Below are 23,687 nucleotides of genomic sequence, written 5' to 3'. Positions count from 1 at the left end.
CGGTACGCCCCTCAGCCTGGGTCCTCACGCGACGTGAGGTGCAAGCCGCTTTTCCCCGGGGTTTTTCGCGAAGGCGTCAGCCCCGGTCGCCCGGGTGCGGCGTGCCGGTCGCGTACGGGTTCTCCTGGCCCTCCGCGAGGACGCCGACGAAGGGCTCGCCCTCGCCCGCGAAGGTGTACGCCCCGGCCTCGATCCGCTCGATCAGGCCGCGGGTCCAGGCGGCGCCCGCGTCGGCCTGGTGGATCCACAGGTTCATGATCTCCCCGATGTGGCCGAGCTGCCCGGGGCCGTCCTCGGGCGTGTAGTGCCCGGTGACGGTCGCCCGCCAGTGCTCCAGGCCCGCGACGCGCTCGCGGAGCAGCCGGGCGGCCTCGTCGCGCGGCAGGTCCACGATGAAGCCGAGCGCGGCGCTGAGGCTGTCGGGCTTCTGGTCGTGCGCCGTGAGGGCCTCGCGCAGCAGGGCGAAGTACTCCTCGGTGCCGCGCTCGGTGATCTCGTACTCGGTGCGGGGCGGCCCGCCGGCGGTGCTGGGCGCGGTCTCGTGGGCCCGCAGCAGGCCCTGCTTCGCCATCTGCTTCAGGGCGTGGTAGATCGAGCCGGGCTTGGCGTTGGACCACTCGTGGGCGCCCCAGTACTCCAGGTCGTTGCGCACCTGGTAGCCGTGTGCCCGCCCGTGCTGACGGACCGCGCCGAGCACCAGCAACCGGATCGCTGACATCCGCTTCCCGCCCTCCGTACCATGACGTCAATTTTGACTAGGGTACGGGCAGCAGGGAGGGCACATTCCGGCGCCCCGCGCTACCCCTCCCCCTCGGCCTCCATCGCGATCAGCTCGTACGAGGTCTTGCCGTCCAGGGTCTCGCGGATGATGTCGGCGTGCCCGGCGTGCCGGGCGAACTCCTGGACCAGGTGGAGGGCCAGCCACCGCATGGAGACCCGGCCGTCCTTGGGGAACCACGGCGCCTCCGGCAGCGGGAACGTGTCGTCCAGGCTCGGCACCGTACGGATGAGTTCCTCCGTCTCCTTGACGATGCCGTCCCAGGCGGCGAGCACGCTCACGATGGTCTCGTCGCCGGTCAGGCGGAAGCCGTCGGCATAGGAGGAGTCGCGGAGGTACTCCTCCTTCAGGGCGCCCTGCCGGGCGTAGCGGAGCCAGGTGAGCTCGGCCCGCGCCGCGTGCTTGAGCAGCCCGGACAGCGACAGTTCGCCGGCGGTGGGGCGGCTCGCCGCCTGTTCCTCGGTCAGTCCGAGGACGGTGCGGCGCAGAGCGGCGCGCTGCGCCTCGATGAAGTTGAGCAGCGCGCCGCGCTCATCGCCGTGTGCCTCCGGGGGAACGAGAGCGACCATGTCGGGTCCGCCTTCCGGTGGGGTGTGCTCCGATCTGACGCCCCCACGCTACGGACCCTCGCGGTCGGCTTCCGTCCGCGAGGCCGCCGGCCGGTCAGATCGGGAAGGTGCTCCGCCCGTGCTGGACGGAGATCCACTTCTGGGTGGTGAACGCGTCGACGGTCGCGTCGCCGTTGAGCCGCCCCACACCGGACTGCTTCTCGCCGCCGAAGGGCACGATCGGCTCGTCGTGGATGATGCCGTCGTTGACGTGGATCATGCCCGTGTGGACGCGCTGGGCGAACCGCACGCCGCGCTCGATGTCGCGGGTGTGGACGCCGCCGCTCAGGCCGTACGGGGTGTCGTTGGCGATGCGGATCGCCTCCTCCTCGCCGTCGACCGGGATGATCAGCGCGACGGGCCCGAAGATCTCCTGGCCGAGGACCGGGGCGTCGGCCGGGATGTCCGTGAGGACGGTCGGGGCGACGACATTGCCCTCGGACGTGCCGCCGGTCAGCACCCTGGCGCCGGCCTCCACCGTCTGCTGGACGGCCGCCATGACGGACTCGACCTGCGAGGAGTTGATCAGCGGGCCCACATGGGTCTCGGGCTGGGACGGGTCGCCCGTCTTCAGCGTCCGCACCTTCGCGACGAACTTCTCCGTGAACTCCTCCACCACGGACCGGTCGACCAGCAGGCGGTTGGCCGCCATGCACGCCTGGCCCTGGTGGATGAAGCGGCTGAACACGGCCGCGTCGACGGCGTAGTCGATGTCAGCGTCGTCCAGGACGACGAGCGCGCTGTTGCCGCCGCACTCCAGAACGGCCCGCTTGAAGTGCTTGGCGCACACCGTGGCGACGTGCCGGCCGACGCGGTCGGAGCCGGTGAAGGAGATGACCCGCGGGACGGGGTGCTCCAGGAGCGCGTCGCCGATCTCGGCGATGTCGGTGACGACGACGTTGAGCACGCCCGGCGGCAGACCGGCGTCCTCGAAGACCTTGGCGACCATGGTGCCGCCGAGGATCGGGGTGTTCTGGTGCGGCTTGAGCACCACGGCGTTGCCGAGCGCCAGCGCCGGGGCGACGGACTTCAGCGAGAGCAGGAACGGGAAGTTGAACGGGCTGATCACCCCGACGACGCCGACCGGCAGCCGGTACAGCCGGTTCTCCTTGCCGTTGATGGGCGACGGGAGGATCCGCCCCTCGGGCCGCAGCGACAGGTGGATCGCCTCGCGCATGAACTCGCGCGCGAGGTGGAGCTCGAAGGCCGCCTTGCCGCGCGTGCCGCCGAGCTCCGCGACGATCGCCTCGATCAGTTCGGGCTCGCGGTCCTCGATGATCCGCAGGGCCCGCTCGAAGACGCCGCGCCGCGTGTACGGGTTGGTCGCGGCCCAGCCAGGCTGCGCCCGCTCGGCGGCGCGATACGCCTGGTCCACCTCGTCGACGGTCGCCACCGTTATGGAGGCCAGCTTCTCGTCGTTGTACGGGTTGAAGTCGATGATGTCCCACGAGCCGCCGCCGGCCCGCCACTCACCATCGATGTACTGCAGGGCCAGATCTCTGAAGTAGGACATGGCATCCCTTCGGAAGGCCGTGTGGCCCCGCAGAGCCACGCACGGGCAGTCACTGACGGGACGTCATCCTACTTACGCACTAGATAAGTTGGAGGAGTCCTCTGAGCAGATCCCGACTCTCCTCCGGCCCCGGGCTCTCCTCCTGGAGCCGCTCCATGGCCCGCTCGTACTGGGTCACCTCGTCGCGCTTGTCGATGTACAGCGCGCCCGTCAGCTGCTCCAGGTAGACGATGTCGGAGAGGTCCGACTCGGGAAAGCGCAGCATGGTGAAGGCGCCGCTCTCCCCGGAGTGGCCACCGAAGCTGAACGGCATCACCTGCAGCGTGATGTTGGGCCGCTCCGACATCTCGATCAGGTGCTTCAGCTGTTCCCGCATGACGGCGCGGTCGCCGTACGGGCGGCGCAGCGCCGCCTCGTCGAGAACGGCGTGAAATCGCGGGGCGCGCTCGGAGACGAGGACCTTCTGCCGTTCCAGGCGCAGGGCCACGCGGCGGTCGATCTCGGCGGACGACGCCGTGGGGCACGCCCCGCGGGCGACGACCGCGTGCGCGTACGCCTCGGTCTGGAGCAGCCCGTGCACGAACTGCACCTCGTAGATGCGGATGAGCGAGGCGGCGCCCTCCAGCCCGATGTACGTCTGGAACCATCCGGGCAGCACATCGCCGTAACTGTGCCACCAGCCCGCCAGGTTGGCCTCCCGGACGAGGCCCAGCAGCGCCTCCCGCTCCTTTTCGTCGGTGACTCCGTAGAGCGTGAGCAGATCCTCCACGTCCCGTGCCTTGAAGCTCACCCTTCCCAACTCCAGCCGGCTGATCTTGGATTCGGACGCCCGGATCGAGTAGCCGGCGGCCTCCCGGGTGATGCCGCGCGATTCGCGCAGCCGCCTCAGCTGTGAGCCCAGCAGGATGCGCCGCACCACGGAACCGCCCGCTTCAGTCGCGGTCACGTCTCCAACCCTCCCCATCGCTGATGTGTACGACGGAGCGCCCCCAAGCCCCGAGTTGCGGATTCTGCCACCAAAACGCTTCACCCCGTACGCGAACGATTACAGAACGGCGAACACTTCGGCCACCGCCACCCGAACCACCCGGGGAAGATATGGCCAAGAACCATCACGGGGCGGGACAGCTCGGGCGCGTGCACGTGCATCTGCCCTTGCATCTGCCCCTGCCTTTCGGAACCATGGTCCCCGCGCACCTGCGTAGTCGTTCGTGTTGTAGCACCACAGCCGCGAATCCGGGGAGTGCCTCGCATGGGGACGAATGGATCGACCATGCTCGAGCCGTTAAGGCAGGGGCTTCCTCCGATCGACGCCGCGTCCGTGTCGAGTTCGGCCTCGTGCGCTCTGCCCGCCCGGTACGAGGCGGTGCGCGGGGCCCGCCAGTTCACCAGCACCACCCTCTCCCAGTGGAACCTCAGCGACCGGTTCGACGACGTGGCACTCGTCGTCTCCGAGCTGGTCACCAACGCGCTGCGGCACGCGCTGCCCGCGGACACCCCGCGCGACCACCCGCTCGACCCGCCCGTCCGGCTGCACCTGATGCGCTGGGCGGGACGGCTCGTGTGCGCGGTGCGCGACCCCAGCCCGGAGACGCCGGCGGCCCGTACGTCCGGCGAGGACTTCGCCGCCGAGTCGGGGCGCGGGCTATTCCTGGTGGAGTCGTTCAGCGACAGCTGGGGGTGGCACCCGCTCGCCGGCGCGCTGCACGGGAAGGTCGTGTGGGCGCTGTTCCGGCTCGCGGACCATCCGTAGGCCGGTACGCGCGTACCGGAAGAGACGTCGGCCCGAGGCCACGGGGGACTCGCCGCCGATGAAAAGGGGCTCCGTTCGCGGAGCCCCTTTTTCCGTGCGGCGGGGCGGCACACCGCGCCCGCGGGCGCGCGCGGAGCCGTGGACCCGCGCCGCCGGACGGGCGCGGCGTCGGCCTTCGTGTTCCCGCCCGGCGCCGGCCGTGCCGTTCAGCCGCCGACGAGGTGGTCGAATTCCCCGTCCTTCACGCCCAGCAGCATCGCCTCGATCTCCGCGCGCGTGTAGACCAGGGCGGGCCCGTCCGGGAAGCGCGAGTTGCGCACCGCCACCTCTCCCCCGGGCAGCTTGGCGAACTCCACGCAGGAGCCCTGCGAGTTGCTGTGCCGGCTCTTCTGCCAGACGACCCCGTGAAGCTCCGTGGCCGCCATGCCGTTGTACACGTTCAACACGTGGTGCACAGGACGCTCCCCGAGTCACATGAGTTGCATGAGTGAGTGATGTTGCCGGTGTCAACTATCCCGGATCATAGCTGCGTTCACCTGCGGATGCATGAGCAGATGCACGTGCACGGGGGGTGTCCCTTCGACTACTGAGACGCGCGCCGGACGTCCGAGGCTCCCTTTCGCCGGCGGGAATACGAAAAAAGAGGGCTCCCCACGCGCGCGCGGCGCGGGAGAGCCCCCTGCGGGCGGGGCCGCGGCCTCAGCGGGAGGAGGACGCGTACGGCAGCAGCGCCATCTCGCGGGCGTTCTTCACCGCGCGGGCCAGCTGCCGCTGCTGCTGGGCGGAGACGCGGGTCACCCTGCGGCTGCGGATCTTGCCCCGGTCGGAGATGAACTTCCGCAGCAGGTCGGTGTCCTTGTAGTCGATGTACGTGATCCCGGCCCGGTCCAGCGGGTTGGGGCGGGCCTTCGGGGGCTTGCGGTCGGCGGCGCGGCGCGGGGACATGGGGTCAGACCTCCAGGAGGGTGTCGAAGTCGGAAGCGAGCCGCTGCCAGGCCGTACGGCCCGCCGCGTACTCGGCGTCGGTCAGCAGGCAGGAGCCGAGCAGCTCGGCGAGGCCCTCGCGGTCCAGTCCGGGCGAGGTGAAGACCAGGTGCTGGCACCGGTCGCCGAGCTCCGGGTCCCAGTCCAGCGCGGCGGCGGCCCGGCGTACCGGCGGGACCATCTCCCAGGCCGCGTCGGGCAGCGACGCCAGCCACGGGCCGGCGCTCTCGACGCACAGCGCGCCGCCCGCCGCGTCCCACGCCAGCAGCGTGTCGGGCCGGTCGGCGAGCCAGAAGCGGCCGCGGCTGCGGGCGGCGGCGCAGGTCAGGTCCTCCAGCGCCGCGTACAGCCGCCCCGGGTGGAAGGGGCGCCGGGCGCGCCAGACGTACGTGCCCACGCCGGCCGCGTCGGCGTCCTGCGGCAGCAGCGCGCAGGCCGGGTGCTGGGCGGCGGCCGCGGCCTCCACGTCGAACCCCTCCAGTACGGCCGCGGCCAGGTCCCCGTCCGGTACGGGGACGTGGCGGGCGGTGGGGTGGAGCTGGGCGAGCAGCGCCCGGTCCTCGTCGTCGGCCTCCGGGCTGTCCACGACCGCGAGCACGGGCGCGTACTCCAGCTGGCGGGCCCACGTGTCGGCGATGGTGCGCTGGTCGGTGGCGGCGGCCGCGAGTCCGGCCTCGGCGAGGTCGTCGCCGTTGCCCAGGTACGGCAGGACCAGCGCCGGGTCCACGGCGGTGACGACACCGGTCAGGTCGAGCCCGGCGGCGGCCACCACCTCGGCCATGGCCTTGGGTTCGACCGAGTCCCACAGCTCCACGACGGCGAGCCGGGTCAGGCCGGCGTCCGCCAGCCGCTCCAGCTCGGGCACGAGGTCCTCGCGCAGCGCGCAGCAGGCGCAGTCGTTGACGAGCGGGGTCTCACCGGTGGACAGGACGCCGGTCGCGTCGCGGACCGTCCGGACGACCGTTCCCCGCCCGGCGGCGGTGGACAGGTCGTGGTGGAGCGCCACGCTGCCCGGCACGGACGCGAGAAGCCGGTCGACGGCGGCGCGCCGGGCGTCGGAGTGCAGCCCGCCGACGATCGCGACGGAGAGCGGGACGGACGGCATCAGCGCACCCCGCGCCGCCCGGCGGCACCCGCGGCGCTCTCGGCACCGCCCGCGGCCGCGGTCCCGGAAGCCCCGGTGGCCTCACGGGCCGCGGTGGCCCCGCGTGCGGCGGCGCCCTTCGCGCCGCCGTAGCGGCGCTCGAAGCGCTCCACGCGCCCCGCCGTGTCGAGGACGCGCGCCTGACCGGTGTAGAAGGGGTGGCTCGCCGAGGAGATCTCGACGTCGACGACGGGGTAGGTGTTGCCGTCCTCCCACTCGACCGTCTTGTCGCTGGTCATCGTGGAGCGGGTGAGGAAGGCGAAGCCGCCGGCCTTGTCGCGGAAGACGACGGGTTCGTACGCGGGGTGGATTCCGGGCTGCACGGCGGTCAGCGCTCCTCTCGGAAGTCGACGTGCCGGCCGACGACCGGGTCGTACTTGCGCAGGGTGAGGCGGTCGGGGTCGTTCCGGCGGTTCTTGCGGGTCACGTAGGTGTAGCCGGTGCCGGCGGTGGACCGGAGCTTGATGATCGGGCGTAGTTCGTCACGGGCCATGCCGGGTACAGTAGGTGAAAATGGTTTCCATTACCAAGCTCGCCCCATGAGAGGCAGGTCACCCTTGTCCGCCCACTGCCAGCTGACCGGCGCCCAGCCGGGCTTCGGCAACCGCATCTCGCACTCCCACCGGCGCACCTCCCGCCGCTTCGACCCGAACATCCAGCGCAAGCGCTACTGGCTGCCCAGCGAAGGCCGCTACGTGCGGCTCACCCTGAGCGCCCGCGCCATCAAGACGGTCGACGTGATCGGCGTCGAGGCGGCCGTGGCCCGCATCCGCGCGCGGGGAGGGAAGGTCTGATGGCGAAGAAGAGCAAGATCGCGCGCAACGAGCAGCGCCGGACGGTCGTGGAGCGGTACGCCGCCCGCCGCGCCGAGCTCAAGGAGCTGATCCGCCGCCCTTCCACGCCGGAGGCGGAACGGCTCGCCGCGCAGGCGGAGTTGCGCCGCCAGCCGCGCGACGCGAGCGCGACGCGCGTCCGCAACCGGGACGCCGTGGACGGCCGACCCCGCGGCCACCTGCGGAAGTTCGGCATCTCGCGGGTGCGGCTGAGGGAGCAGGCGCACGCCGGCTTCCTGCCCGGCGTGCGCAAGTCGTCCTGGTAGCCGGGTGCGGCCGTCCTGGTAGCTTGGCGCGGTCTGATCAACCGACAAGGGGGACTTGATCGTGCGGAAGCTGGTACGGAAGGGCGCGGCGGTCACCGCCGTGCTGGTCGCGGCCGTCGCGCTGAGCGCCTGCGGCTCGGACGACAAGAGCGCGAAGCCGCAGCACAAGGGCGGCGCCACGCCGTCCGCGGCCGACCCGCAGCCCGCCGAAGCCGTGGCGCTCGCCGACGCCGTGGGCACCTGGCTCGGCAAGGCGGACGACAAGTCGGTGACCCTGACCATCAGCAAGGGCGGTCAGACCGTGGTCATCAGCGACGCCCACGTCTGCCAGGGCACGGCGAAGGAGGGCGACGCCCTGACCCTCGCCCTCACCTGCAAGGACGGCAACACCGACCGCTCCTCGGGCAAGGTCACCTCGGCGGACGGCAAGCAGCTGGTCGTGGCCTGGGAGTCCGGCAGGACGGACACGCTGACCAAGCTGGACGTCAGCGGCCTGCCGACGAACATGCCCTCCATCCCGTCGCTCCCCTCGCTGCCGCCGCAGTCGTAGCACCGCTCTGCCGCACGGCGTACGGCCGTACCGCCTCGCTGCACGGCCGCACGGGTGGCCACTGCCGCTGTGCGGCCGTACGGCGGTACGGCCTTGCTGCACGGCCGTACGGCGGTACCGCTCCGCTGTGCGGCCGTACGGGACCGGGTGCCGCTGTGCGGTCGTACGGCCCTGGCCACCGCCCCGGTGCCGCGCGGCGCCGGGGCGCCGCTGTGCGCGACGGCACCGCTGCGCCCCCGTACGGACCGCCGGGCGGACCGGGGCGCGCCGCCGCGCGGACGCGCCACCGCTGAGGCCCTGACGCGGCACCGCTGAGGCCCTTGACGCCGTGGGACGCGCCCGCGCGGGCGGTTACGCCGTCCGTCCGCCCGCGTCGCGGCCCCGTACGGCGCGGTGCGCCGAGCGGCCCGTGTCGGCGCGGTCGGCGGCCGCCCTGCCGTGGTCCCAGCCCTCCCGGTCGGTGGCGCCCCGCACCCGGGTCGTCGTGGCGCCGGGGAACATCCGGTCTGTACGGGCCGTCACCGCCACGTCCCGCGCCGCCAGGACCGGCAGCAGGGTCGGCTCCTCGGCGGCGACCCGCCGTGAGGTGGCCGCCAGGCGGTCGCCGAGCCGCTGCGCGTACGCCAGCAGGAACGACTGGCGGAACGTCTTCGTGCGCTTGCGGCCGCCCGCCCGCTGCGCCGCCTCCGCCCCGGCCATCGCGGTCTGCCCCTGCACCAGCAGGGAGGTGTACAGCAGCTCCACCGCCTCCAGGTCCGCCTCGTAGCCGACGACCGTCGAGAAGGCGAACTCCTCGTTCCACACCGCCCGGCAGCGGTTCGCGCCGGCGACCGCGTCCAGCAGGATCGCCTTCGCCGTCTCGTACGGCGGCTCCACACCGATCCGCGCCGCCGAGGGCTCGTCCGGGGCGGGCCCGCCGTGCGCGCGGGCGGCGAGGGCCGCCTCGTCCAGGCTGTGGCGGGCCATCAGCTCCTGGGCCTTCGCCGTGAGGGCCTCCGCCTCCTCCGGGTAGTCGGTCGCCTCCGCCTTGGCCAGCAAGGCGCGGATCCGGGCCAGCATGCGCGGCTCGCCCTCGACCGGGGCGGTCGTCACGGCGGCGCCCGGCGGCGGCGCGACCGGCTCCAGGGCGGGCAGCCGGACGAGGAGCCGGTACAGCTCCAGCACGGCCGTCGCGTACGAGAACCGGTCGGCGCGCCACGGCCCGGCGTCCAGCGCGGCGAGCTGGTCCCGCCAGCGCGGCGGCAGGTGGGCGTACCCGGCGGACTCGGCGGCGATCAGCGCGGACGCGAGCCGCACATGGTGGGCCTCCAGGTCCCGGCGGACGAGCCGTACCACGTCGGCGGGCTGCCAGCCGCGCGCCCAGGCCCGCCGCAGCAGCTCCTCGCCCCGCCGGGCCAGCTCCGCGTCGGCGGAGGGGTCGGCGGCGAGCAGCGAGGCGGCGGTGTCCAGGGCCGCGGTCCCGTCCGCGTACAGGGCCGTGCCGAGGGCCCGCTCCACGGTGCCGGCGCCGTCCGCGTCGCGGCGGTCGCTCACGGCTGCCGCCGGGCGTCGTAGGCGCTGCGGGCCTCGGCGATGGCCGCCCGGTGCTCGAGGGACCAGTCGACGAGCGCCTTGACCAGACCGGTCAGGTCGCGGCCCGTCGGCGTCAGCTCGTACTCGACCTGCGGCGGCACGGTGGGGTGCACGGTCCGCGTGACGAGGCCGTCCCGCTCCAGGCGGCGCAGGGTCACGGTGAGCATGCGCTGCGAGATGCCCGGGACGAGGCGCTGCAGCTCCCTGTAGCGCCGGACGCCTCCCGCGAGCTCCACGACGACGTGGACGGTCCACTTGTCGCCGAGCCGGTCCTGTACGTCGCGTACGCCGCAGTCCTCCGCGCAGCTCAGATCCGCTGGCGGCGACCCGCCGGTTACCTCCGTGTGCGCCACGGACATCAAAGTGCCTCCTTACGCCGCTCCGCCACCACACCCACCATGGTCGCAGCGCACACGACCAAGGAACGGGGGGCATTCCCATGCTGCTGATCACCGGTGTCTCGGGCGGACTCGGCGGGCTCGCCGCCGGGCACGCGGCGGGCCGGTCCGACGTCCTGCTCGGCACCCGCTCGCCGGACGGCCGGCCCGGCACCCGCCGGGTGGACTTCGACGATCCCGCTTCGCTGCCCGGCGCGTTCGCGGGCGTGAGGACCCTGCTGCTGGTCTCCGCCGGGTACGGCGAGGACGACGTCGTCACCGCCCGCCACGAGGCGGCGATCGGCGCGGCGGAGGCCGCCGGGGTGCGGCACATCGTCTACACGAGCCTCTCGGGCGACGGCGACCACCTGCCGTACGCCCTCCCGCACCGCTGGACCGAGCGGCGGTTGCGCGCTTCCACGGCGGCCTGGACCGTCCTGCGCAACGGCCTGTACGCCGAGCTGATGGCGGCGCTCGCCCCGCCGGACGCCCGCGGCCGGATCACGGCACCGCTCGGCACGGGCGCCGTGGCGGCGGTGGCCCGGGCCGACCTGGCGGAGGCGGCGTTCCGGGTGGCCGCAGACCCGGCGCCGCACGCGGGCCGCGTGTACGAGCTGGTCGGCGAGGTCCCCCTGGGCGGCGCCGACCTGGCGGCCGCCGTGTCGGGCAGCTACGAGCCGGAGAGCGGGCTCGGCGCGGTGCGGGCGGCGATCGCCGCATCGGGGGCGGCGCCGTTCCAGGTGCCGATGCTCACCGGCACGTACTCGGCGATCGCCCACGGCTTCATGGACGGCACCGGTGTGCCGCGCGGCCATCTGCGCCGGCTCCTCGGCCGGGATCCGCTGCCCGCGCCGGAGGTGTACGCGCGCGCGGTGGGGTAGGGCTCCCCCGACATCGGGTGCCACGCGCGCGGAGGGAGCGGCCCGTGGGTGAGAACAAGCGACGGATGCTGGCCGGGGAGTGGTACCTGCCGGACGACCCGGAGCTCGCCGCCGACACCGAGCGGCGGGTGGCGCTGTGTGCCGCCTACAACGCGCTGCCGCCCGCCCCGCCTGAGGAGCGGGACCGCGTCCTGCGGGAGCTGCTGGGCGCCGTCGGCGAGGGCGTGCGGATCAGGCCGCCGTTCCACTGCGACTTCGGGTACCACGTCAGCGTCGGCGACCGCGTGTTCGTCAACTTCAACGCGGTGTTCCTGGACTGCGCCCCCATCACGATCGGCGCCGACACGCAGATCGGCCCGAACGTCCAGCTGCTGACGCCCCTCCACGAGCTGGACGCCGGACGGCGGAGGGCGGGCTGGGAGCGGGCCGCGCCGGTCACGATCGGCGACAACGTCTGGCTCGGCGGCGGCGTGATCGTCTGCCCCGGTGTGACGATCGGCGCCGACACGGTGGTCGGCGCCGGTTCCGTCGTCACCCGCGACCTCCCGCCGGGTGTGCTCGCGGTCGGCAACCCGGCGCGGGTGGTCCGCTCCCTCAGAGCGTGAGGACGAGCTTGCCGCGCACGTGCCCGCCCTCGCTGAGCCGCTGCGCCTCGGCGGCGTCGGCGAGCGGGAACGTCGCCACCACCGGCAGGGCGAGGCGGCCGTCGGCGACCAGCCGGGCGTGCTCGGCGGTCCAGGCGCGCACCACCTCGGACGGCGTGCCGGCCGCCGAGAAGGGCACGCCGTACTCGGCGGCGTCCGTCGCGGCGATCGTGACGATCCGGTCGGCGGTGCCGCCCCGCAGCTCCACGGAGGGCCGCAGCGTCCCGTGCCCGGCCGCGTCGAACACGGCGTCCACGCCCTGCGGGGCGGCGGCCCTGACGCGGTCGGCGAGCCCCTCGCCGTACGCGACGGGCACCGCGCCCAGGCGCCGCAGGAACGCGTGGTTGGCGGGGGACGCCGTGCCGACGACGGTCGCCCCGAGTGCCGCGGCCAGCTGGACGGCGACCTGCCCGACCGCACCGGCGGCGCCGTGCAGCAGCAGCGTCTCACCGGCGGTCAGGCCCAGTTCCGTCAGGACGCGGCGGGCCGTCTCGGCCGCGACCGGGACAGCGGCCGCCTGCTCGAAGGAGAGCGCGGCCGGCTTGGCGACCACGTCCCCCGCGATGGCGTACTCGGCATACGCTCCGGTGCGGGTCCAGCCCATCACCTCGTCGCCCGGCGCGAACCCCTCCGCGCCCTCGCCCAGCGCGTCCACGACCCCGGAGAACTCCAGCCCCGGCACGGCGGGGAACGTCGTCGGGTAGTACTGCTCCACCCAGCCGTAACGCCGCTTGTAGTCCACCGGGTTGACCCCGGCGGCCCGCACCCGGACGCGGATCTCCCCCGGCCCCGGCTCGGGCACCGCGGCCGTCCCCCACGTCAGCACCTCGGGCCCGCCGAACTCCCGGTACACGACGGCCCGCATGACGGCCTTCCCCGCCGCGGGCCCGGTGTGCGCGCTGCTCATCCCGTACTCCCCCTCTGCTGTGCGGTGTTCGCGATGCCACCCTCCGCCGCGCCCCGCCCGCCGTGCCCCCGTCCGACGGCCGGTCGGACCTGTCCGAAAGGACGGGCGCCCCGGCACGCGCGCGTGCCTAGGCTGAACCGCATGGAAGCCGTGCCCGCCCTCACCACCGCGTACGAGGTGATCCGCCGGCCGCTGGGACGCGTCCTGCCCCGGCTGTCCGCCGCGCTGGCCGACCTGGTGCCGCACCGGGCGGCCGCCGAACTGTCCACGCACTGCGCCCACTCGCCGCTCAAGACCCACGGTGACCTCGGACCGCGCATCACCGACGCCGATCTGGCCCCGCTCCTCGCCGCCGGTGTCCCCGGCCGCCCCTGGCAGGGCACCCTGACCCTCGACGGCGCCCGGTGGCCCGTCCTCGCCGTCACCAGCCACGCCACGCCCCGCGGCGCGGTGCTGCTGCTCGTACGGCACGACGCCGCGCCCCTCGGCGACGACGTGCTCGCCGTGGCGCAGGCCCTGTGGGACCTGGTCACCTGCCACTTCGACCGGTTCGCGAAGGAGGCGCTGCCGGGCGCCCTGGCCCGGTCCCGCGCCGCCGCCGGCACCCGCGCGCGGCTGCTCGCCGAGCTGGGCGAGGCCCACTCCGCGACGCTGACCGGCATCCTGGGCGTGCTGCGCGGCCGCGCACTGGACGACGCCGCGGCGCGGGCCGCCGCGACGGAGCTGGCGGTGGACGCGCTGGTGGAGCTGCGGGCCCGCGCGGAGCGGGACCGGGAGATCGCGGAGGAGCCGGCGGACCAGGCGTTCGACCGGCTCGCCGATTCGCTGCGCCCGCTCGTACGGCACAGTCCGGTGCGGCTCGTGTTCGGCGGCCCGGGTGTGAGCCGCACGGTGCCCGCCGATGTGGCGCACACGGCGAGGGCGGTGGTGCGGGCCGTGCTCCCGGCCGTGCTGGAGCAGGAGCGGCTGAGCCGGGTGCACGTGGGCTGGCGCCTCGCGGGCGACGAACTGCACGCGGCGGTACGGGACGACGGGCCGGGCACGCTGACGGAGCGGGAGCTGGCGGGCGCCCGCGTGGCGGAGCGGTTGGAGGTCCTGCGGGGCCGCCTCGACGTGGACGCCGTGCCCGGCTGGGGCACCACGGTGACGGCGGTGCTCCCGCTCCGGGCGACGCCGGCCGAGCCCGCGGCCGATCCGCTGACGGCCCTCGGCGAGCGGGAACTCCAGGTGCTGGAGCACCTCGCGCGCGGGCACCGCAACCGCGTGATCGCGCAGGAGCTGCACATCAGCGAGTCGACGGTGAAGTTCCATGTCGCGAACATCCTCACGAAGCTGGGCGTCGCCTCCCGCGGCGAGGCGGCGGCCCTCTTCCACGCCGCGGCCTGACGTCCCCGCGCCCCGGCCCCGTCGCGGCCCCGGCCCCGTCCCGGCACCCTCTGCCGGGCGCGGCCCCCGGCCCGTACCGCCCCGGTTCCGGGGGACTGTCAGTGGCGGGTGCGAGACTCGCGAAGGTGAGCGAGCGGTGGCTGCTGGACGAGGTCGAGGGGGGCGGGGCGAGGCTGGTCCCCCTCGGCCGCGACGGCATGCCCGCCGGGCCCGTCGTCACCGAGCCCGACCTGGTGGCGGCGGTGCGTTCGCGCCCGGAGGTCGGCCGGTGGGTGTGGCGGTCCACGGCCGGCCTCTATCCGCGGCTCCTCGCCGCGGGGGTGCCCGTGGAGCGGTGCTACGACATCGAGGCCGCCGAGCAGCTCCTCCTCGGCCACGAGGGGCGGCTCGGTGAGCCCCGGTCCGCCGCGGCCGCCTGGGCGCGGCTGCACGACCGTCCCGTACCCCCCGACCTTCCGCAGCGGGCGGCCGAGCCGGGCGCCCAGTCGCCGCTGTTCGACACGGCGCCCGGTGGCCCTGAGGTGCCGTTCGACGGCCTGCTGGAGGTGTACGCCGAGCAGCAGCGCCGGCACGCGGCGGCCGAGCACCCGGACCGGATGCGGCTGCTGACGGCCGCCGAGTCCGCGGGGATGCTGGTCTCCGCCGAGATGCATCGGGCGGGCGTGCCGTGGCGCGCGGACGTGCACCGCGCGGTGCTGCACGAACTGCTGGGCGAGCGGTACGCGGGCGGCGGCGAGCCGCGGCGGCTGGCGGAGCTCGCGGCGCGCGTTTCCGCGGCGTTCGGGCGGCCCGTGCGCCCCGACCTGCCAGCGGACGTGGTGCGGGCGTTCGCCGAGGCCGGGATCAGGATCAGGTCGACGCGCCGCTGGGAGCTGGCGGAGGTGGACCACCCGGCGGTCGAGCCGCTCCTCGCGTACAAGACGCTGTACCGGATCTGGACGGCGCACGGCTGGAGCTGGCTGCAGGACTGGGTCCGCGACGGCAGGTTCCGCCCCGAGTACGTGCCGGGCGGCACGGTCAGCGGACGCTGGACGACCAACGGCGGCGGGGCGCTGCAGATCCCGAAGGTCATCCGGCGGGCGGTCGTCGCCGACGACGGCTGGCGGCTGGTCGTCGCCGACGCCGACCAGCTGGAGCCGCGCGTCCTGGCGGCGATCTCCCGCGATCCGGGCCTCATGGAGGTGGCGGGACACGACGGTGATCTGTACACGCGGTTGTCGGACCGGGCGTTCTCGGGCAGCCGCGACCACGCCAAGCTGGCGCTGCTGGGCGCGATCTACGGGCAGACCAGCGGGGACGGTCTGAAGAACCTGGCGGCGCTGCGGCGTCGGTTCCCGCGCGCGGTGGCGTACGTGGACGACGCGGCGCGCGCGGGCGAGGAGGGCCGGCTCGTCCGGACCTGGCTGGGCCGGACCAGCCCGCGCGCGGTGGGCGCGGGCGAGGCGGAGGAGGCGGGCATCCCGCAGGACGAGGAGCGGGTCCCGGCCGGTACGGGCGCGGACGCCCGCGCGCGGGGCCGGTTCACACGGAACTTCGTGGTGCAGGGCAGCGCCGCCGACTGGGCGCTGCTGATGCTGGCCGCGCTGCGGCGGGCGACCGCCGGGATGCGGGCCGAGCTGGTGTTCTTCCAGCACGACGAGGTGATCGTGCACTGCCCGGCGCAGGAGGCGGAGGCGGTCGTCGAGGCGATCCGCGCGGCGGGCGACCTGGCCGGGCGGATCGCCTTCGGCGACACGCCGGTGCGCTTCCCCTTCACGACGGCGGTGGTGGAGCGCTACTCGGACGCGAAGTGACGGCGCCCCCGCGGACGGACCGGCCGACGAACGCGGTGCGGCGGCCGGTGAAGGCCGCGCCCCGGCCTGCGAACGCCGTGCGGCGGCCTGCGGAGGCCGTGCGGCGGCCGGAGCGACGGCGGGCCCATGCGGGGTGCACCACTGTCGGCCCCCGATTCGCCGCAGGGGTGCACCGCCGCCGGGTCCGCGCCGGGCGCTACTTCTTGAGCCTGAGCCACCGCTCGCTGGTGGCGATCTCCCTCAGCTGGTCGATGGAGAACGCCGGCTCCGCGCGCGTGGCCGGTTCGTGCTGCGCCCCGGTGTTGAACGCGGACACGACGACCCGGTAGCCGCCGGGGCGGATCGTGTCGACCGTCCACATGACGACGCCCTCGCCGCCCTTCTCGCCGGGCTGCTGCCGTACGACGACCTTGGTGCCGTCCGGCAGCGCCTCGTACGTGCCGTCGGGGAACAGCTCACCCTCGACATCCGTCATGTCGGGCTGGGCGTTGACCTGGATGAGGCTCTTGCCCTTGCCGTCGTCGACGACGGCGTACCCGTACCCGTCCTCCCCGCCCTTGGCGGACACCGACAGCTCCTCGGGCAGCAGCGACAGCAGCGTGGGCCGCACGGCGGCGCCGTTGAAGGCGCTCTGTGCGGCACCGCCGGGGTCCGGCCTCACGGGCTTGGCGGGCTTCGCCGGGACGGACGCACCGGGCGACGGCGTGGCCGCCGGGGCGCGCAGGGCCTGCAGGACGGGCGCCCACGCCGTGTGGGTGACGATGCGCTTCATCTCGGCGGGACCGAAGGGCGGGTCGGTACGGGAGACGGCGGAGTCCTTCTGGGTGGGCGCGTTCCAGGTGCCGAGGTCGACGATCAGGCCGTCCTCGGTCTGGAGGGTGGCCCGCCAGTGCTTCGTGTCCACACGCCGGTCCGGGTACTCGTACCCCTGGAAGACCACGAGCCGGCCACCGGGCACGTCCTCGGCGGTGCAGGCGTCGTACGCGGTGAAGACCTTGTCGGGGCACTCGGAGAAGCCGTTCTCACCGGGGGGCGCCTGGAAGAAGCCGATCCCCACGGCGGCCTTGCCCCCGCCGTCGTCGTAGACGCCGCTCACCATGGGCCCCGGCTCGTCGTGGGTGCCCCGCGCCACGGTGTCGGTCAGCCGCCCGTCCTGCGGGAGGACCCGGCGGAACGTCTCCAGGAGGACGTCCGCGTCCACGGGGGGCGCCTCGGGGTTGCCCAGGACGGGCCGCGGCGCCGCCGCCACCGATGCCTGCCGGTCCCCGCCGCCGAGCGCGCCCGTCGCGTACGCGCCGCCGACACCGGCGAGGGCGAGGGCCAGGACGCTGCCGGTGACCGCGCCGGCCCGGCGGCGCACGACCCGCCGGCGGCCGCGCGCCAGCCCGCCGGCGACCAGGTCGTCCCGGTCGTCGGCGGTGAAGCCGTCACCCGCGCGGCGCAGGGCGAAGGAGAGGTCGTGCTCGAAGTTCGTGTCGTTCTCGTCTGCGGGCATGCGTGAATCACCGACTCCTGTCCGAAGGGGTGCGAGGTGGTGGGTGAACCGGTCGACGGGCGTGTACGGGTCAGCGGGCGGCGTACTCGGCGATGCCGCCGCCGAGCCGTTCCCTGAGCCGGGCCAGGGCGCGTACGGACCGTGTGCGGACGGCGGCGGAGCTGACCTGCATGGCGCGGGCGGTCTCCTCGATGCTGCGGTCCTCCCAGTACCGCAGCACGACGACCGCCCGGTCCTTGGGTGCCAGCTCGGCGAGGGCGTCCAGCAGCGCGACCCGGAGCGCCGGGTCGTCCCCGGCCGTGCGGGTGTGCGCGCTGTCGGGCAGTTCTCCGAGCGGGCGCTCGTCGGCGGAGCGGCGCCGCCGGTGGCTGAGGAAGGCCCGTACGAGGACGGTCTGGGCGTACGCGGCCGGGTTGTCGATCCGCGCGGCGCGGCCGATCAGGCCGGTGCGCCCCCACAGGGCGTACATCCGGCCCAGCGTCTCCTGCACCAGGTCCTCGGCGAGGTGGGTGTCCCCGCTGGTGAGCAGGCAGGCCGAGCGGAACAGATGCCCGGACCGCCCGGCGGCGAACTCCAGGAACTCGTCCGTACGGGACCGTCTCATGCCCTCCCCTTCGCACCGCTGTCGTCGTCACCCCACTGACGCGGTGGACACGGGGGAATGTTTCACCCTCGTACGGAATCGTTTCGGCAGGGGCGGGCGCAGACGCGCGGCGACCGGAGGGGCGCTCCACACGTATGGACCGGCCGCCCGCGTGCGCGTGACCGGCCTCCTGGGCGTACATGGCGCGCCGGGAGCGCCACGCACGCGGGCGGGCCCCGCTTCCGTGGCTACGGATGCGGGGCCCGCCCGGACACTCACCGGTCACATGAGGCGTCAGCCGATGGCGGCGGCACCGTTCTCGGAGATGACGTTCTCCAGGATGTGCGACAGGGCGGCGTCGCCCTTGACCGCGGTGGAGTTCTCCACGCACTGCTGGTTCTGCGTGTCGTTCAGCAGGTCCTGGACACCGATGTTGATCAGGCCCACGACGTTCTGGACGTCGGCCTGGATCGGCACACCGAGGCACGGCTTGTTCAGCGTGCCCTGGATGAGGCCCATCTGCGGGCTCATGTGGCCGCCCGTGACGGTGTTGCCGTAGGCCTGCTTGGAGAAGTTGCCGTTCTGCGTCTCCACGTTGTGGTCGCCCACGGCGGCGGCCATCGGGGCACCCGCACCCAGGACGGCCGCGGCGATACCGGCGCCAGCCAGAACCTTCTTGATCATGGTTGATCCTTCTCGTCGAGAGACCCGGCGTCCGGGTCGTCCTGCCGCACCCCTGGTGGGCGCATGGTCGAAAGGTGGAGCAGTGGCCGCACGGCCACGGGAGGCGCGGCCCGCGGGACGTTTCGCCCGCGCGGACCGGCCGCGGCCCGTCGTCAGTCGACGGCGATGGCGCCGTTCTCGGAGAGGACGTTCTCCAGGATGTGCGACAGGGCGCTGTCGCCCTTGACCGCGGTGGAGTTCTCGGCGCACTGCTGGTTCTGCGTGTCGTTCAGGATGTCCTGGACGCCGATGTTCAGCAGGCCCACGACGTTCTGGACGTCGGCCTGGACCGGCAGACCCAGGCACGGCTTGTTGAACGAGCCCTGGATCAGCCCGATCTGCGGGCTCATGTACCCGCCCGTGTAGGTGTTGCCGTAGGACTGCGTGGCGAAGTTGCCGTTCTGCGTCTCCACGCCGTGGTCGCCGACGGCGGCGGCCATCGGCGCGCCGGCGCCGAGGACGGCCGCGGCGACGCCGGCCGTAGCCAGAGCCTTCTTGATCATTTAAGTGATCCTTCTCGTCGAGAGACCCGGTCTCGGGTCGCCCTGCCCAACAGTGCGGCGCTGTTTAGGTTGCGCCAGGTCACCCGAAGGGCTCAATCGACGAATAAAGGTCCAGAATTTGAATGACGATAGGGCCGGGAAGGCGGGCTCCCCGGGCGTCGCGTATACGCGTGGATGGTTCGCCATCGCCGGGGTACTCATATTTTATGAACGCTCTCATCACGCACAGCGCGGAATTCGCCGCGAAAGATCACGTCGTCGGGATCGGGCCGCTGGTGGCCGGCATCCTCCTCGTCGGCTTCCTCATCGGCGCGTTCTGGCTGGGCCGTCGGATCTGGACCAAGGAGCCCGCACCGCCGACCCCGGACGAGCAGCCGCACCGCCCGCCGGACGCCGGGCTTCCGGGCGAGGTGGAAGGCCACCGCAGGCCCGCCGAGGTGCCAAAGGGTGAGCGGCGGCTGATGCCGTACGAGCTGCGGCACGAGAACACCGAGCCGGACACCTCCCCCATGTCGGACGACGACCGGAAGTGGCGCGGGGCGCCCAGCGGCGGCTTCGGCAGCGGCGGCCCCACCACGGGCGGCTGACCACCCGTCCCGTACCCCCGCGGGCCGCGCGGGCGGACGCTCCCGCCCTGCCCGCACCACCGCGGGCCGCGCGGACACGCCCGCCCCGGCATCCGGCAGGTTCTGCGCCGGACGTGGACCTGAGCCCGCGGCCACGCGGCGGGACACGCCCGCACGGGAAGACACCGGCCCCCGACGGCCCTCCGAGGCCCCGTCGGGGGCCTCTCGCCGTCGCGGCGCCGGCCCGGAGGGCGCGGGCGCCGCAACGGCCCTCGCGGGCCCGCCGCGGGCGCGCATGGGCGGGGGGAACCAGGGCACCCGAGGGGGCATGGTGATGATGGAGACGACGGGGCCCACGCGGGTCTCCGCACGAGACGCGGCCCGCGTCGCCGCCGTGGTCGTCGCACCCACCCTCGCCGCGGGCGTGATCCTGCGCCGCCGCGGCGGGATGGCACTGGCCGAGCGGTACGCGGCGGACCGCCGGGCCATCGGCCTGCTGGCCGAGCTGCGGCGCCGCTACGGCCCAGGCCCCCTCCGCGCCGACGTGGCCGGCCGCCACTTCGCGCTGGTGCTCCGCCCCGAGGACGCCGTGCGCGTCCTGGACGGCACCCCCGACCCGTACACGCCCGCCACCCGCGAGAAGCGGGCCGCGCTGGAGCAGTTCCAGCCCCATGGCGTGCTGATCTCGCGGGGGCCCGAGCGGACCGCGCGGCGGGCGCTCAACGAATCCGTCCTGGAGACCGGCAACCAGCTGCACAGCCTCGCCCCGCGCCTGGTGCGTGTGGTGCGCGAGGAGGCCGGGCTGCTGCTGCGGGACGTCGCCGCGGACGCGGGCGAGCTCGGCTGGGACGACTTCGCCGCCGCGTGGGACCGCACCGTACGGCGGATCGTCCTCGGCGAGGCCGCGCGCGACGACACGGCGCTCACGGCCATGCTCGGCCGCCTGCGGGCCGCCGCCAACTGGTCCGTCGCCGCACCGCGCCGCAGCGGTCTGCGGGAGCGCTTCGAGCAGCGGCTGCGCGCACACGTCGGACGCGCCGAGCCGGGCTCCCTCGCCGCCGCGCTGAACGCGGCCCCCGCGCCGCCGGACCTCGACCCGGCCGGCCAGGTGCCGCACTGGCTGTTCGCGTTCGACGCGGCCGGCATCGCCGCGTTCCGCACCCTGGCTCTGCTGGCGACCCACTCGCAGCAGGACCGGCAGGTGCGCGACGAGATGGCCGTCACCGACCTGACCGAGCCCCGTCCGATGCCCTACACGCGCGCGTGCGTCCTGGAATCGGTGCGGCTGTGGCCGACCACGCCGTTCCTGCTGCGCGAGGCCGTGACGGACACCGAATGGGGCGGCGGCACCCTCCCGGCGGGCACCGAGTTCCTGATCTACGCGCCGCTGTTCCACCGCGACGACGCGCTGCCGTACGCCGACCGGTTCACGCCCGAGATCTGGCTCGACGGGACCGCGCAGGACACCGCCGGCCTGTTCCCGTTCAGCGCGGGCCCCGGCGCCTGTCCGGGCGAGGACCTGGTGCTCTTCCTGACGTCGACGCTGCTCGCCGCGCTGGCGGAGCGGCACGCCTACCTGCCGGACCGCCCCGGGCGGCTGCGTCCCGACCGGCCGCTGCCGCGCACGCTCGACCACTTCGGGCTGCGGTTCGCGGTCCTGCCGAACCGCTGACCTGCGTCGCTGCGGCGGGTTACCGGGAGTTCCGGTGCACGCCGAACCGCTGTGACATGATGCGATGGCCCCGACACGCGCTGTGAACGGAAGGGTTGTCATGACCTCAGGCACCGGAAAGTGGGAGCGCGTGCCTCTCGCCCCGCCGCGCCCCGGCCACGCGGGCGCCGCCGCCCCGGCCCGGCACATGGGCGCCGACGCGGCACCGCTGTTCGCGGCGCTCGCCAGGGAGTGGCGCTCCAAGGGCCGCGTGGTGCCGGGGGCGCGGGACCACGAGTGGGAGCTCCTCGTCGGCCGCCCGGCGTGGCCGGGACGCTGATCACCCGTCAGCGAGCGCCCGTGCCTGATGGGGTGTTCGCGCGGCGCCTCTACTCCCTTGGGAGAAAAGCCGGTTGGCGTTCGAGTGAATCGCGTGCGGCCGCTGTTTCGCCGGTGTCCTTTCGGTGCCCTATTCGTTGTGGTTGTTTGCGGCGGCAGCCGGGCCCGCGGGCCCGTGGGTCACGAAATCCGTGGCATGTCTCCGCCGCGGAAAGGGAGCCGAATAAATGAAGTGCAAGAAGGCCGTCGTGGCGGTCGCCGGTATGTTCCTCGCCGTGGGTGCCGCTGCTCCGGCGCTCGCCGACGCGGGCGCCAGCGGTGCGGCGGTGGGTTCCCCGGGCGTCCTGTCCGGCAACGTCGTCCAGGTGCCGATCCACATCCCGATCAACATCTGCGGCAACACCGTGAACATCATCGGTCTGCTGAACCCGGCGTTCGGCAACGTCTGCATCAACGACTGACGCAGCGGCACCGCACAGCGAAAGCCGGCCCCGGAGCGTCTTCGGGGCCGGCTTTCCGCTGTCCTGACCGGTCAGCCGGGGGCGCGCACGCCCTCGGCGCGGGTGCCGGTCCGGTCGGCGGCGCGGGTACGGGCGCCCGGCACCGCCGCCGGCCGCCGGGCGGCGCCGAGCCGCCGCTCCACGCCCCGGACGAGCCGCTGCGCGGTGTAGGAGGCGCCGTACACGAAGCGCATCGCCGGGCCGTACGACGGGGCCGTCAGCAGCCCGGCGAGGAACAGGCCGGGGTGGGACGACTCGAAGCGGCCGCTCACCTCGGGGGCGCCGCTCGCGCCCACCGTGCGCAGCGCGGCACGGACGTCCCGCGGCAGCACGTCCACGCGGTCGAGGCGCGGTCTGAACCCGGTGGCCGCGATGACGTGGTCGGTCTCCACCTCCGTCGCCGCCGCGCCGGGCCCGCCGGTGTCGGCGAGGGTGAGCCGTACGCGGTCCCCGGCCGGTGCGGCCGCCACCACGGTCTTGCCGAGCCGCACATCCGCCACGGCCTCGAAGCGCGGCCGCAGCCACCAGGCGCCGGCCGGGCCCAGGGCGGTGTCGAAGACGCGCTCGCGGGTCGTGTCGGGCAGGCGCCGGAAGAGGCCCGGCGTACGGGCGTACAGCAGGTTCCGCCAGCCGCAGCCGAGCCCGGTGTGCGGGGCGCGGGCGGCCTCCCAGGGGTCGCGGCGCAGGGACGGCGGAACGGTGTTCCACACGAGGTGCCGGGAGCGGGCCACCACGCGCGCGCGGGCGCCGAACTCGGTGAGCAGCACCGCCGTCTCCAGGGCGGCCTGGCCGGCGCCCAGCACGGTCACGTCCCTGCCCGCGAAGGCCGTCAGGTCCGTGTGGTCGCTGCTGTGGGTCACCAGACCCGGCATCAGGGGCCGCAGCACCGCCGGTACGTCGGTGAACGGCATGACGCCCAGCGCGAGCGCGACCGTACGGGCGCCGGTCGTCTCGCCGTCCTCGGTCGTGACGGCGAAGCCGCCGTCGGGCCGGGGGCGGACGGCGGTGACGGCGCGCGGGTCGACGGCGGGCACGGCATGCCGCGCGAACCACTCGCCGTACGCGGTGAAGAACGCCACCGGCAGCGGTACGCCGTGCTCGGCGCGCACCCCGCGCGTGGCGGCGTACGCGGTCAGGCGGTACGCGCCGGTCGGGTCGGACAGGTCGGACGCCCACGGCTCGGACTTCAGGAGCATGCCGGGCGGCATGTCGTGCCAGGAGCTCATCAGCCGCCCGTGGACGCGCACCCGGAGGCCGCGCGCCGCCGCGTGGGCGGCCACCGACAGTCCGTACGGGCCGGCGCCCACGATCAGCAGATCGTCGTCGTGCATCGATCGC

At 74.3% G+C, this 23,687-nt stretch carries 29 protein-coding genes and 1 pseudogene; 13 read left to right on the top strand and 17 right to left on the bottom strand.

The genetic code is table 11. The features are described from left to right. Positions 1–76: 76 nt before the first annotated feature. The 4 genes from ACSUPT_RS16690 to ACSUPT_RS16675 all read right to left on the bottom strand — a co-directional run bounded on the left by ACSUPT_RS16690 (position 77) and on the right by ACSUPT_RS16675 (position 3,863). On the bottom strand, positions 77–718 hold the full coding sequence (locus ACSUPT_RS16690; RefSeq protein WP_351964009.1) for a PadR family transcriptional regulator: 642 nt from the start codon (positions 716–718) through the stop codon (positions 77–79). An 80-nt stretch (positions 719–798) separates the two neighbouring features. Next, entirely contained in the window at positions 799–1,347 is a 549-nt protein-coding gene (locus tag ACSUPT_RS16685; protein ID WP_351964008.1) for a DinB family protein, read from the bottom strand. Positions 1,348–1,441: 94 nt separating this feature from the next. Beyond that, on the bottom strand, positions 1,442–2,899 hold the full coding sequence (locus tag ACSUPT_RS16680) for an aldehyde dehydrogenase family protein (protein WP_399219594.1): 1,458 nt from the start codon (positions 2,897–2,899) through the stop codon (positions 1,442–1,444). Positions 2,900–2,978: 79 nt separating this feature from the next. Continuing rightward, positions 2,979–3,863, bottom strand: coding sequence for a helix-turn-helix domain-containing protein (locus ACSUPT_RS16675; protein WP_351964006.1), 885 nt, complete (start codon positions 3,861–3,863; stop codon positions 2,979–2,981). Between the two features lie 288 nt (positions 3,864–4,151). Here ACSUPT_RS16675 and ACSUPT_RS16670 point away from each other — a divergent pair, with 288 nt between their 5' ends. Next, positions 4,152–4,652 (top strand): ATP-binding protein, encoded by a 501-nt coding sequence (locus ACSUPT_RS16670; protein ID WP_351964005.1) that lies wholly within the window; start codon positions 4,152–4,154, stop codon positions 4,650–4,652. Between the two features lie 206 nt (positions 4,653–4,858). On the opposite strand, the gene ACSUPT_RS16665 is transcribed toward ACSUPT_RS16670, so the two are convergent. From ACSUPT_RS16665 to rpmG, 5 genes and pseudogenes are all read right to left on the bottom strand, one after another. Further along, a complete protein-coding gene (locus ACSUPT_RS16665; RefSeq protein WP_351964079.1) occupies positions 4,859–5,077 on the bottom strand; it encodes a DUF397 domain-containing protein in 219 nt (72 codons plus the stop codon). Positions 5,078–5,351: 274 nt separating this feature from the next. Next, entirely contained in the window at positions 5,352–5,597 is a 246-nt protein-coding gene (rpsR, locus tag ACSUPT_RS16660) for a 30S ribosomal protein S18 (protein ID WP_023587281.1), read from the bottom strand. 4 nt (positions 5,598–5,601) lie between these two features. Further along, positions 5,602–6,741 carry a CobW family GTP-binding protein gene (locus tag ACSUPT_RS16655; RefSeq protein ID WP_436944794.1) on the bottom strand — a complete coding sequence of 380 codons (1,140 nt, stop codon included), beginning with the start codon at positions 6,739–6,741 and terminating at the stop codon, positions 5,602–5,604. A 116-nt stretch (positions 6,742–6,857) separates the two neighbouring features. Continuing rightward, positions 6,858–7,103, bottom strand: a pseudogene (locus ACSUPT_RS16650) (type B 50S ribosomal protein L31); the annotation flags it as partial. 5 nt (positions 7,104–7,108) lie between these two features. Continuing rightward, positions 7,109–7,273 carry a 50S ribosomal protein L33 gene (gene rpmG / locus ACSUPT_RS16645; protein WP_010470368.1) on the bottom strand — a complete coding sequence of 55 codons (165 nt, stop codon included), beginning with the start codon at positions 7,271–7,273 and terminating at the stop codon, positions 7,109–7,111. 64 nt (positions 7,274–7,337) lie between these two features. Between rpmG and rpmB the strand changes: the two genes are divergently transcribed. The 4 genes from rpmB (at position 7,338) to ACSUPT_RS16625 (ending at position 8,744) form a co-directional block, all read left to right on the top strand. Continuing rightward, on the top strand, positions 7,338–7,574 hold the full coding sequence (gene rpmB / locus ACSUPT_RS16640; RefSeq protein ID WP_023587285.1) for a 50S ribosomal protein L28: 237 nt from the start codon (positions 7,338–7,340) through the stop codon (positions 7,572–7,574). Then, a complete protein-coding gene (gene rpsN / locus ACSUPT_RS16635) occupies positions 7,574–7,879 on the top strand; it encodes a 30S ribosomal protein S14 (RefSeq protein ID WP_351964003.1) in 306 nt (101 codons plus the stop codon). Before rpmB ends, rpsN begins: the two co-directional genes overlap by 1 nt. 61 nt (positions 7,880–7,940) lie before the next feature. Further along, positions 7,941–8,429 (top strand): hypothetical protein, encoded by a 489-nt coding sequence (locus tag ACSUPT_RS16630; protein ID WP_436944792.1) that lies wholly within the window; start codon positions 7,941–7,943, stop codon positions 8,427–8,429. Positions 8,430–8,483: 54 nt separating this feature from the next. Next, entirely contained in the window at positions 8,484–8,744 is a 261-nt protein-coding gene (locus ACSUPT_RS16625) for a hypothetical protein (protein ID WP_436944790.1), read from the top strand. A 36-nt stretch (positions 8,745–8,780) separates the two neighbouring features. On the opposite strand, the gene ACSUPT_RS16620 is transcribed toward ACSUPT_RS16625, so the two are convergent. Next, positions 8,781–9,962, bottom strand: coding sequence for a DUF2786 domain-containing protein (locus ACSUPT_RS16620; protein WP_403498208.1), 1,182 nt, complete (start codon positions 9,960–9,962; stop codon positions 8,781–8,783). Then, entirely contained in the window at positions 9,959–10,360 is a 402-nt protein-coding gene (locus ACSUPT_RS16615; RefSeq protein ID WP_351964000.1) for a winged helix-turn-helix transcriptional regulator, read from the bottom strand. The genes ACSUPT_RS16620 and ACSUPT_RS16615 overlap by 4 nt, the downstream gene beginning before the upstream one ends. Before the next feature lie 80 nt (positions 10,361–10,440). On the opposite strand from ACSUPT_RS16615, the gene ACSUPT_RS16610 reads away from it, so the two are divergent. Then, complete coding sequence (locus tag ACSUPT_RS16610) at positions 10,441–11,259, top strand: NAD(P)H-binding protein (RefSeq protein ID WP_351963999.1); 819 nt, start codon at positions 10,441–10,443, stop codon at positions 11,257–11,259. A gap of 44 nt (positions 11,260–11,303) precedes the next feature. Next, entirely contained in the window at positions 11,304–11,864 is a 561-nt protein-coding gene (locus tag ACSUPT_RS16605; RefSeq protein ID WP_365727872.1) for a sugar O-acetyltransferase, read from the top strand. On the opposite strand, the gene ACSUPT_RS16600 is transcribed toward ACSUPT_RS16605, so the two are convergent. After that, positions 11,854–12,768: an NADP-dependent oxidoreductase gene (locus ACSUPT_RS16600; protein ID WP_399219627.1), complete on the bottom strand. Its 915-nt coding sequence runs from the start codon at positions 12,766–12,768 to the stop codon at positions 11,854–11,856. The genes ACSUPT_RS16605 and ACSUPT_RS16600 overlap by 11 nt on opposite strands. A gap of 183 nt (positions 12,769–12,951) precedes the next feature. On the opposite strand from ACSUPT_RS16600, the gene ACSUPT_RS16595 reads away from it, so the two are divergent. Together ACSUPT_RS16595 and ACSUPT_RS16590 are read left to right on the top strand one after the other, a co-directional pair. Further along, positions 12,952–14,196, top strand: a complete 1,245-nt coding sequence (locus tag ACSUPT_RS16595) for a LuxR C-terminal-related transcriptional regulator (protein WP_436944788.1) — start codon at positions 12,952–12,954, stop codon at positions 14,194–14,196. Between the two features lie 125 nt (positions 14,197–14,321). Beyond that, the gene (locus ACSUPT_RS16590) at positions 14,322–15,989 is read left to right on the top strand and encodes a bifunctional 3'-5' exonuclease/DNA polymerase (protein WP_436944787.1); all 1,668 of its coding nucleotides are present in this window, start codon (positions 14,322–14,324) and stop codon (positions 15,987–15,989) included. 196 nt (positions 15,990–16,185) lie between these two features. Here the strand turns inward: ACSUPT_RS16590 and ACSUPT_RS16585 are convergent, their stop codons facing one another. The 4 genes from ACSUPT_RS16585 to ACSUPT_RS16570 form a co-directional block, all read right to left on the bottom strand. After that, positions 16,186–17,484 carry a hypothetical protein gene (locus tag ACSUPT_RS16585; RefSeq protein ID WP_365727867.1) on the bottom strand — a complete coding sequence of 433 codons (1,299 nt, stop codon included), beginning with the start codon at positions 17,482–17,484 and terminating at the stop codon, positions 16,186–16,188. 70 nt (positions 17,485–17,554) lie between these two features. Further along, on the bottom strand, positions 17,555–18,088 hold the full coding sequence (locus ACSUPT_RS16580; protein WP_351963994.1) for a SigE family RNA polymerase sigma factor: 534 nt from the start codon (positions 18,086–18,088) through the stop codon (positions 17,555–17,557). Positions 18,089–18,361: 273 nt separating this feature from the next. Beyond that, a complete protein-coding gene (locus ACSUPT_RS16575; protein ID WP_351963993.1) occupies positions 18,362–18,751 on the bottom strand; it encodes a rodlin in 390 nt (129 codons plus the stop codon). A 152-nt stretch (positions 18,752–18,903) separates the two neighbouring features. Then, positions 18,904–19,293, bottom strand: coding sequence for a rodlin (locus tag ACSUPT_RS16570; RefSeq protein ID WP_351963992.1), 390 nt, complete (start codon positions 19,291–19,293; stop codon positions 18,904–18,906). Positions 19,294–19,499: 206 nt separating this feature from the next. Here ACSUPT_RS16570 and ACSUPT_RS16565 point away from each other — a divergent pair, with 206 nt between their 5' ends. The 4 genes from ACSUPT_RS16565 (at position 19,500) to ACSUPT_RS16550 (ending at position 22,310) form a co-directional block, all read left to right on the top strand. Beyond that, complete coding sequence (locus ACSUPT_RS16565) at positions 19,500–19,880, top strand: DUF6479 family protein (RefSeq protein WP_351963991.1); 381 nt, start codon at positions 19,500–19,502, stop codon at positions 19,878–19,880. Between the two features lie 313 nt (positions 19,881–20,193). Next, positions 20,194–21,531, top strand: a complete 1,338-nt coding sequence (locus ACSUPT_RS16560) for a cytochrome P450 (protein ID WP_436944785.1) — start codon at positions 20,194–20,196, stop codon at positions 21,529–21,531. A gap of 100 nt (positions 21,532–21,631) precedes the next feature. Then, on the top strand, positions 21,632–21,850 hold the full coding sequence (locus ACSUPT_RS16555; RefSeq protein WP_351963989.1) for a hypothetical protein: 219 nt from the start codon (positions 21,632–21,634) through the stop codon (positions 21,848–21,850). Positions 21,851–22,076: 226 nt separating this feature from the next. Continuing rightward, complete coding sequence (locus ACSUPT_RS16550; protein WP_351963988.1) at positions 22,077–22,310, top strand: chaplin; 234 nt, start codon at positions 22,077–22,079, stop codon at positions 22,308–22,310. A gap of 71 nt (positions 22,311–22,381) precedes the next feature. Here the strand turns inward: ACSUPT_RS16550 and ACSUPT_RS16545 are convergent, their stop codons facing one another. After that, entirely contained in the window at positions 22,382–23,680 is a 1,299-nt protein-coding gene (locus ACSUPT_RS16545) for an NAD(P)-binding domain-containing protein (protein ID WP_436944783.1), read from the bottom strand. Positions 23,681–23,687 lie beyond the last annotated feature (7 nt).

Origin of the sequence: Streptomyces sp. SudanB25_2051, from assembly GCF_964272635.1 — a bacterium.
GTDB lineage: Bacteria > Actinomycetota > Actinomycetes > Streptomycetales > Streptomycetaceae > Streptomyces.
The sequence above is the reverse complement of the archived record's forward strand: the minus strand, read 5'-3'. Positions and strand labels throughout refer to the sequence as shown.

Coding starts and splice junctions, on each gene's coding strand:
- ACSUPT_RS16580 (WP_351963994.1), bottom strand. CDS start 18,088: ATGAGACGGTCCCGTACGGACGAGTTCCTGGAGTTCGCCGCCGGGCGG.
- ACSUPT_RS16615 (WP_351964000.1), bottom strand. CDS start 10,360: ATGTCCGTGGCGCACACGGAGGTAACCGGCGGGTCGCCGCCAGCGGAT.
- ACSUPT_RS16665 (WP_351964079.1), bottom strand. CDS start 5,077: ATGGCGGCCACGGAGCTTCACGGGGTCGTCTGGCAGAAGAGCCGGCAC.
- ACSUPT_RS16655 (WP_436944794.1), bottom strand. CDS start 6,741: ATGCCGTCCGTCCCGCTCTCCGTCGCGATCGTCGGCGGGCTGCACTCC.
- ACSUPT_RS16565 (WP_351963991.1), top strand. CDS start 19,500: ATGAACGCTCTCATCACGCACAGCGCGGAATTCGCCGCGAAAGATCAC.
- rpsN (WP_351964003.1), top strand. CDS start 7,574: ATGGCGAAGAAGAGCAAGATCGCGCGCAACGAGCAGCGCCGGACGGTC.
- ACSUPT_RS16545 (WP_436944783.1), bottom strand. CDS start 23,680: ATGCACGACGACGATCTGCTGATCGTGGGCGCCGGCCCGTACGGACTG.
- ACSUPT_RS16610 (WP_351963999.1), top strand. CDS start 10,441: ATGCTGCTGATCACCGGTGTCTCGGGCGGACTCGGCGGGCTCGCCGCC.
- ACSUPT_RS16595 (WP_436944788.1), top strand. CDS start 12,952: ATGGAAGCCGTGCCCGCCCTCACCACCGCGTACGAGGTGATCCGCCGG.
- ACSUPT_RS16560 (WP_436944785.1), top strand. CDS start 20,194: ATGATGGAGACGACGGGGCCCACGCGGGTCTCCGCACGAGACGCGGCC.
- ACSUPT_RS16600 (WP_399219627.1), bottom strand. CDS start 12,768: ATGCGGGCCGTCGTGTACCGGGAGTTCGGCGGGCCCGAGGTGCTGACG.
- rpsR (WP_023587281.1), bottom strand. CDS start 5,597: ATGTCCCCGCGCCGCGCCGCCGACCGCAAGCCCCCGAAGGCCCGCCCC.
- ACSUPT_RS16585 (WP_365727867.1), bottom strand. CDS start 17,484: ATGCCCGCAGACGAGAACGACACGAACTTCGAGCACGACCTCTCCTTC.
- ACSUPT_RS16570 (WP_351963992.1), bottom strand. CDS start 19,293: ATGATCAAGAAGGCTCTGGCTACGGCCGGCGTCGCCGCGGCCGTCCTC.
- ACSUPT_RS16575 (WP_351963993.1), bottom strand. CDS start 18,751: ATGATCAAGAAGGTTCTGGCTGGCGCCGGTATCGCCGCGGCCGTCCTG.
- ACSUPT_RS16555 (WP_351963989.1), top strand. CDS start 21,632: ATGACCTCAGGCACCGGAAAGTGGGAGCGCGTGCCTCTCGCCCCGCCG.
- ACSUPT_RS16690 (WP_351964009.1), bottom strand. CDS start 718: ATGTCAGCGATCCGGTTGCTGGTGCTCGGCGCGGTCCGTCAGCACGGG.
- ACSUPT_RS16670 (WP_351964005.1), top strand. CDS start 4,152: ATGGGGACGAATGGATCGACCATGCTCGAGCCGTTAAGGCAGGGGCTT.
- ACSUPT_RS16685 (WP_351964008.1), bottom strand. CDS start 1,347: ATGGTCGCTCTCGTTCCCCCGGAGGCACACGGCGATGAGCGCGGCGCG.
- ACSUPT_RS16675 (WP_351964006.1), bottom strand. CDS start 3,863: ATGGGGAGGGTTGGAGACGTGACCGCGACTGAAGCGGGCGGTTCCGTG.
- rpmG (WP_010470368.1), bottom strand. CDS start 7,273: ATGGCCCGTGACGAACTACGCCCGATCATCAAGCTCCGGTCCACCGCC.
- ACSUPT_RS16680 (WP_399219594.1), bottom strand. CDS start 2,899: ATGTCCTACTTCAGAGATCTGGCCCTGCAGTACATCGATGGTGAGTGG.
- ACSUPT_RS16550 (WP_351963988.1), top strand. CDS start 22,077: ATGAAGTGCAAGAAGGCCGTCGTGGCGGTCGCCGGTATGTTCCTCGCC.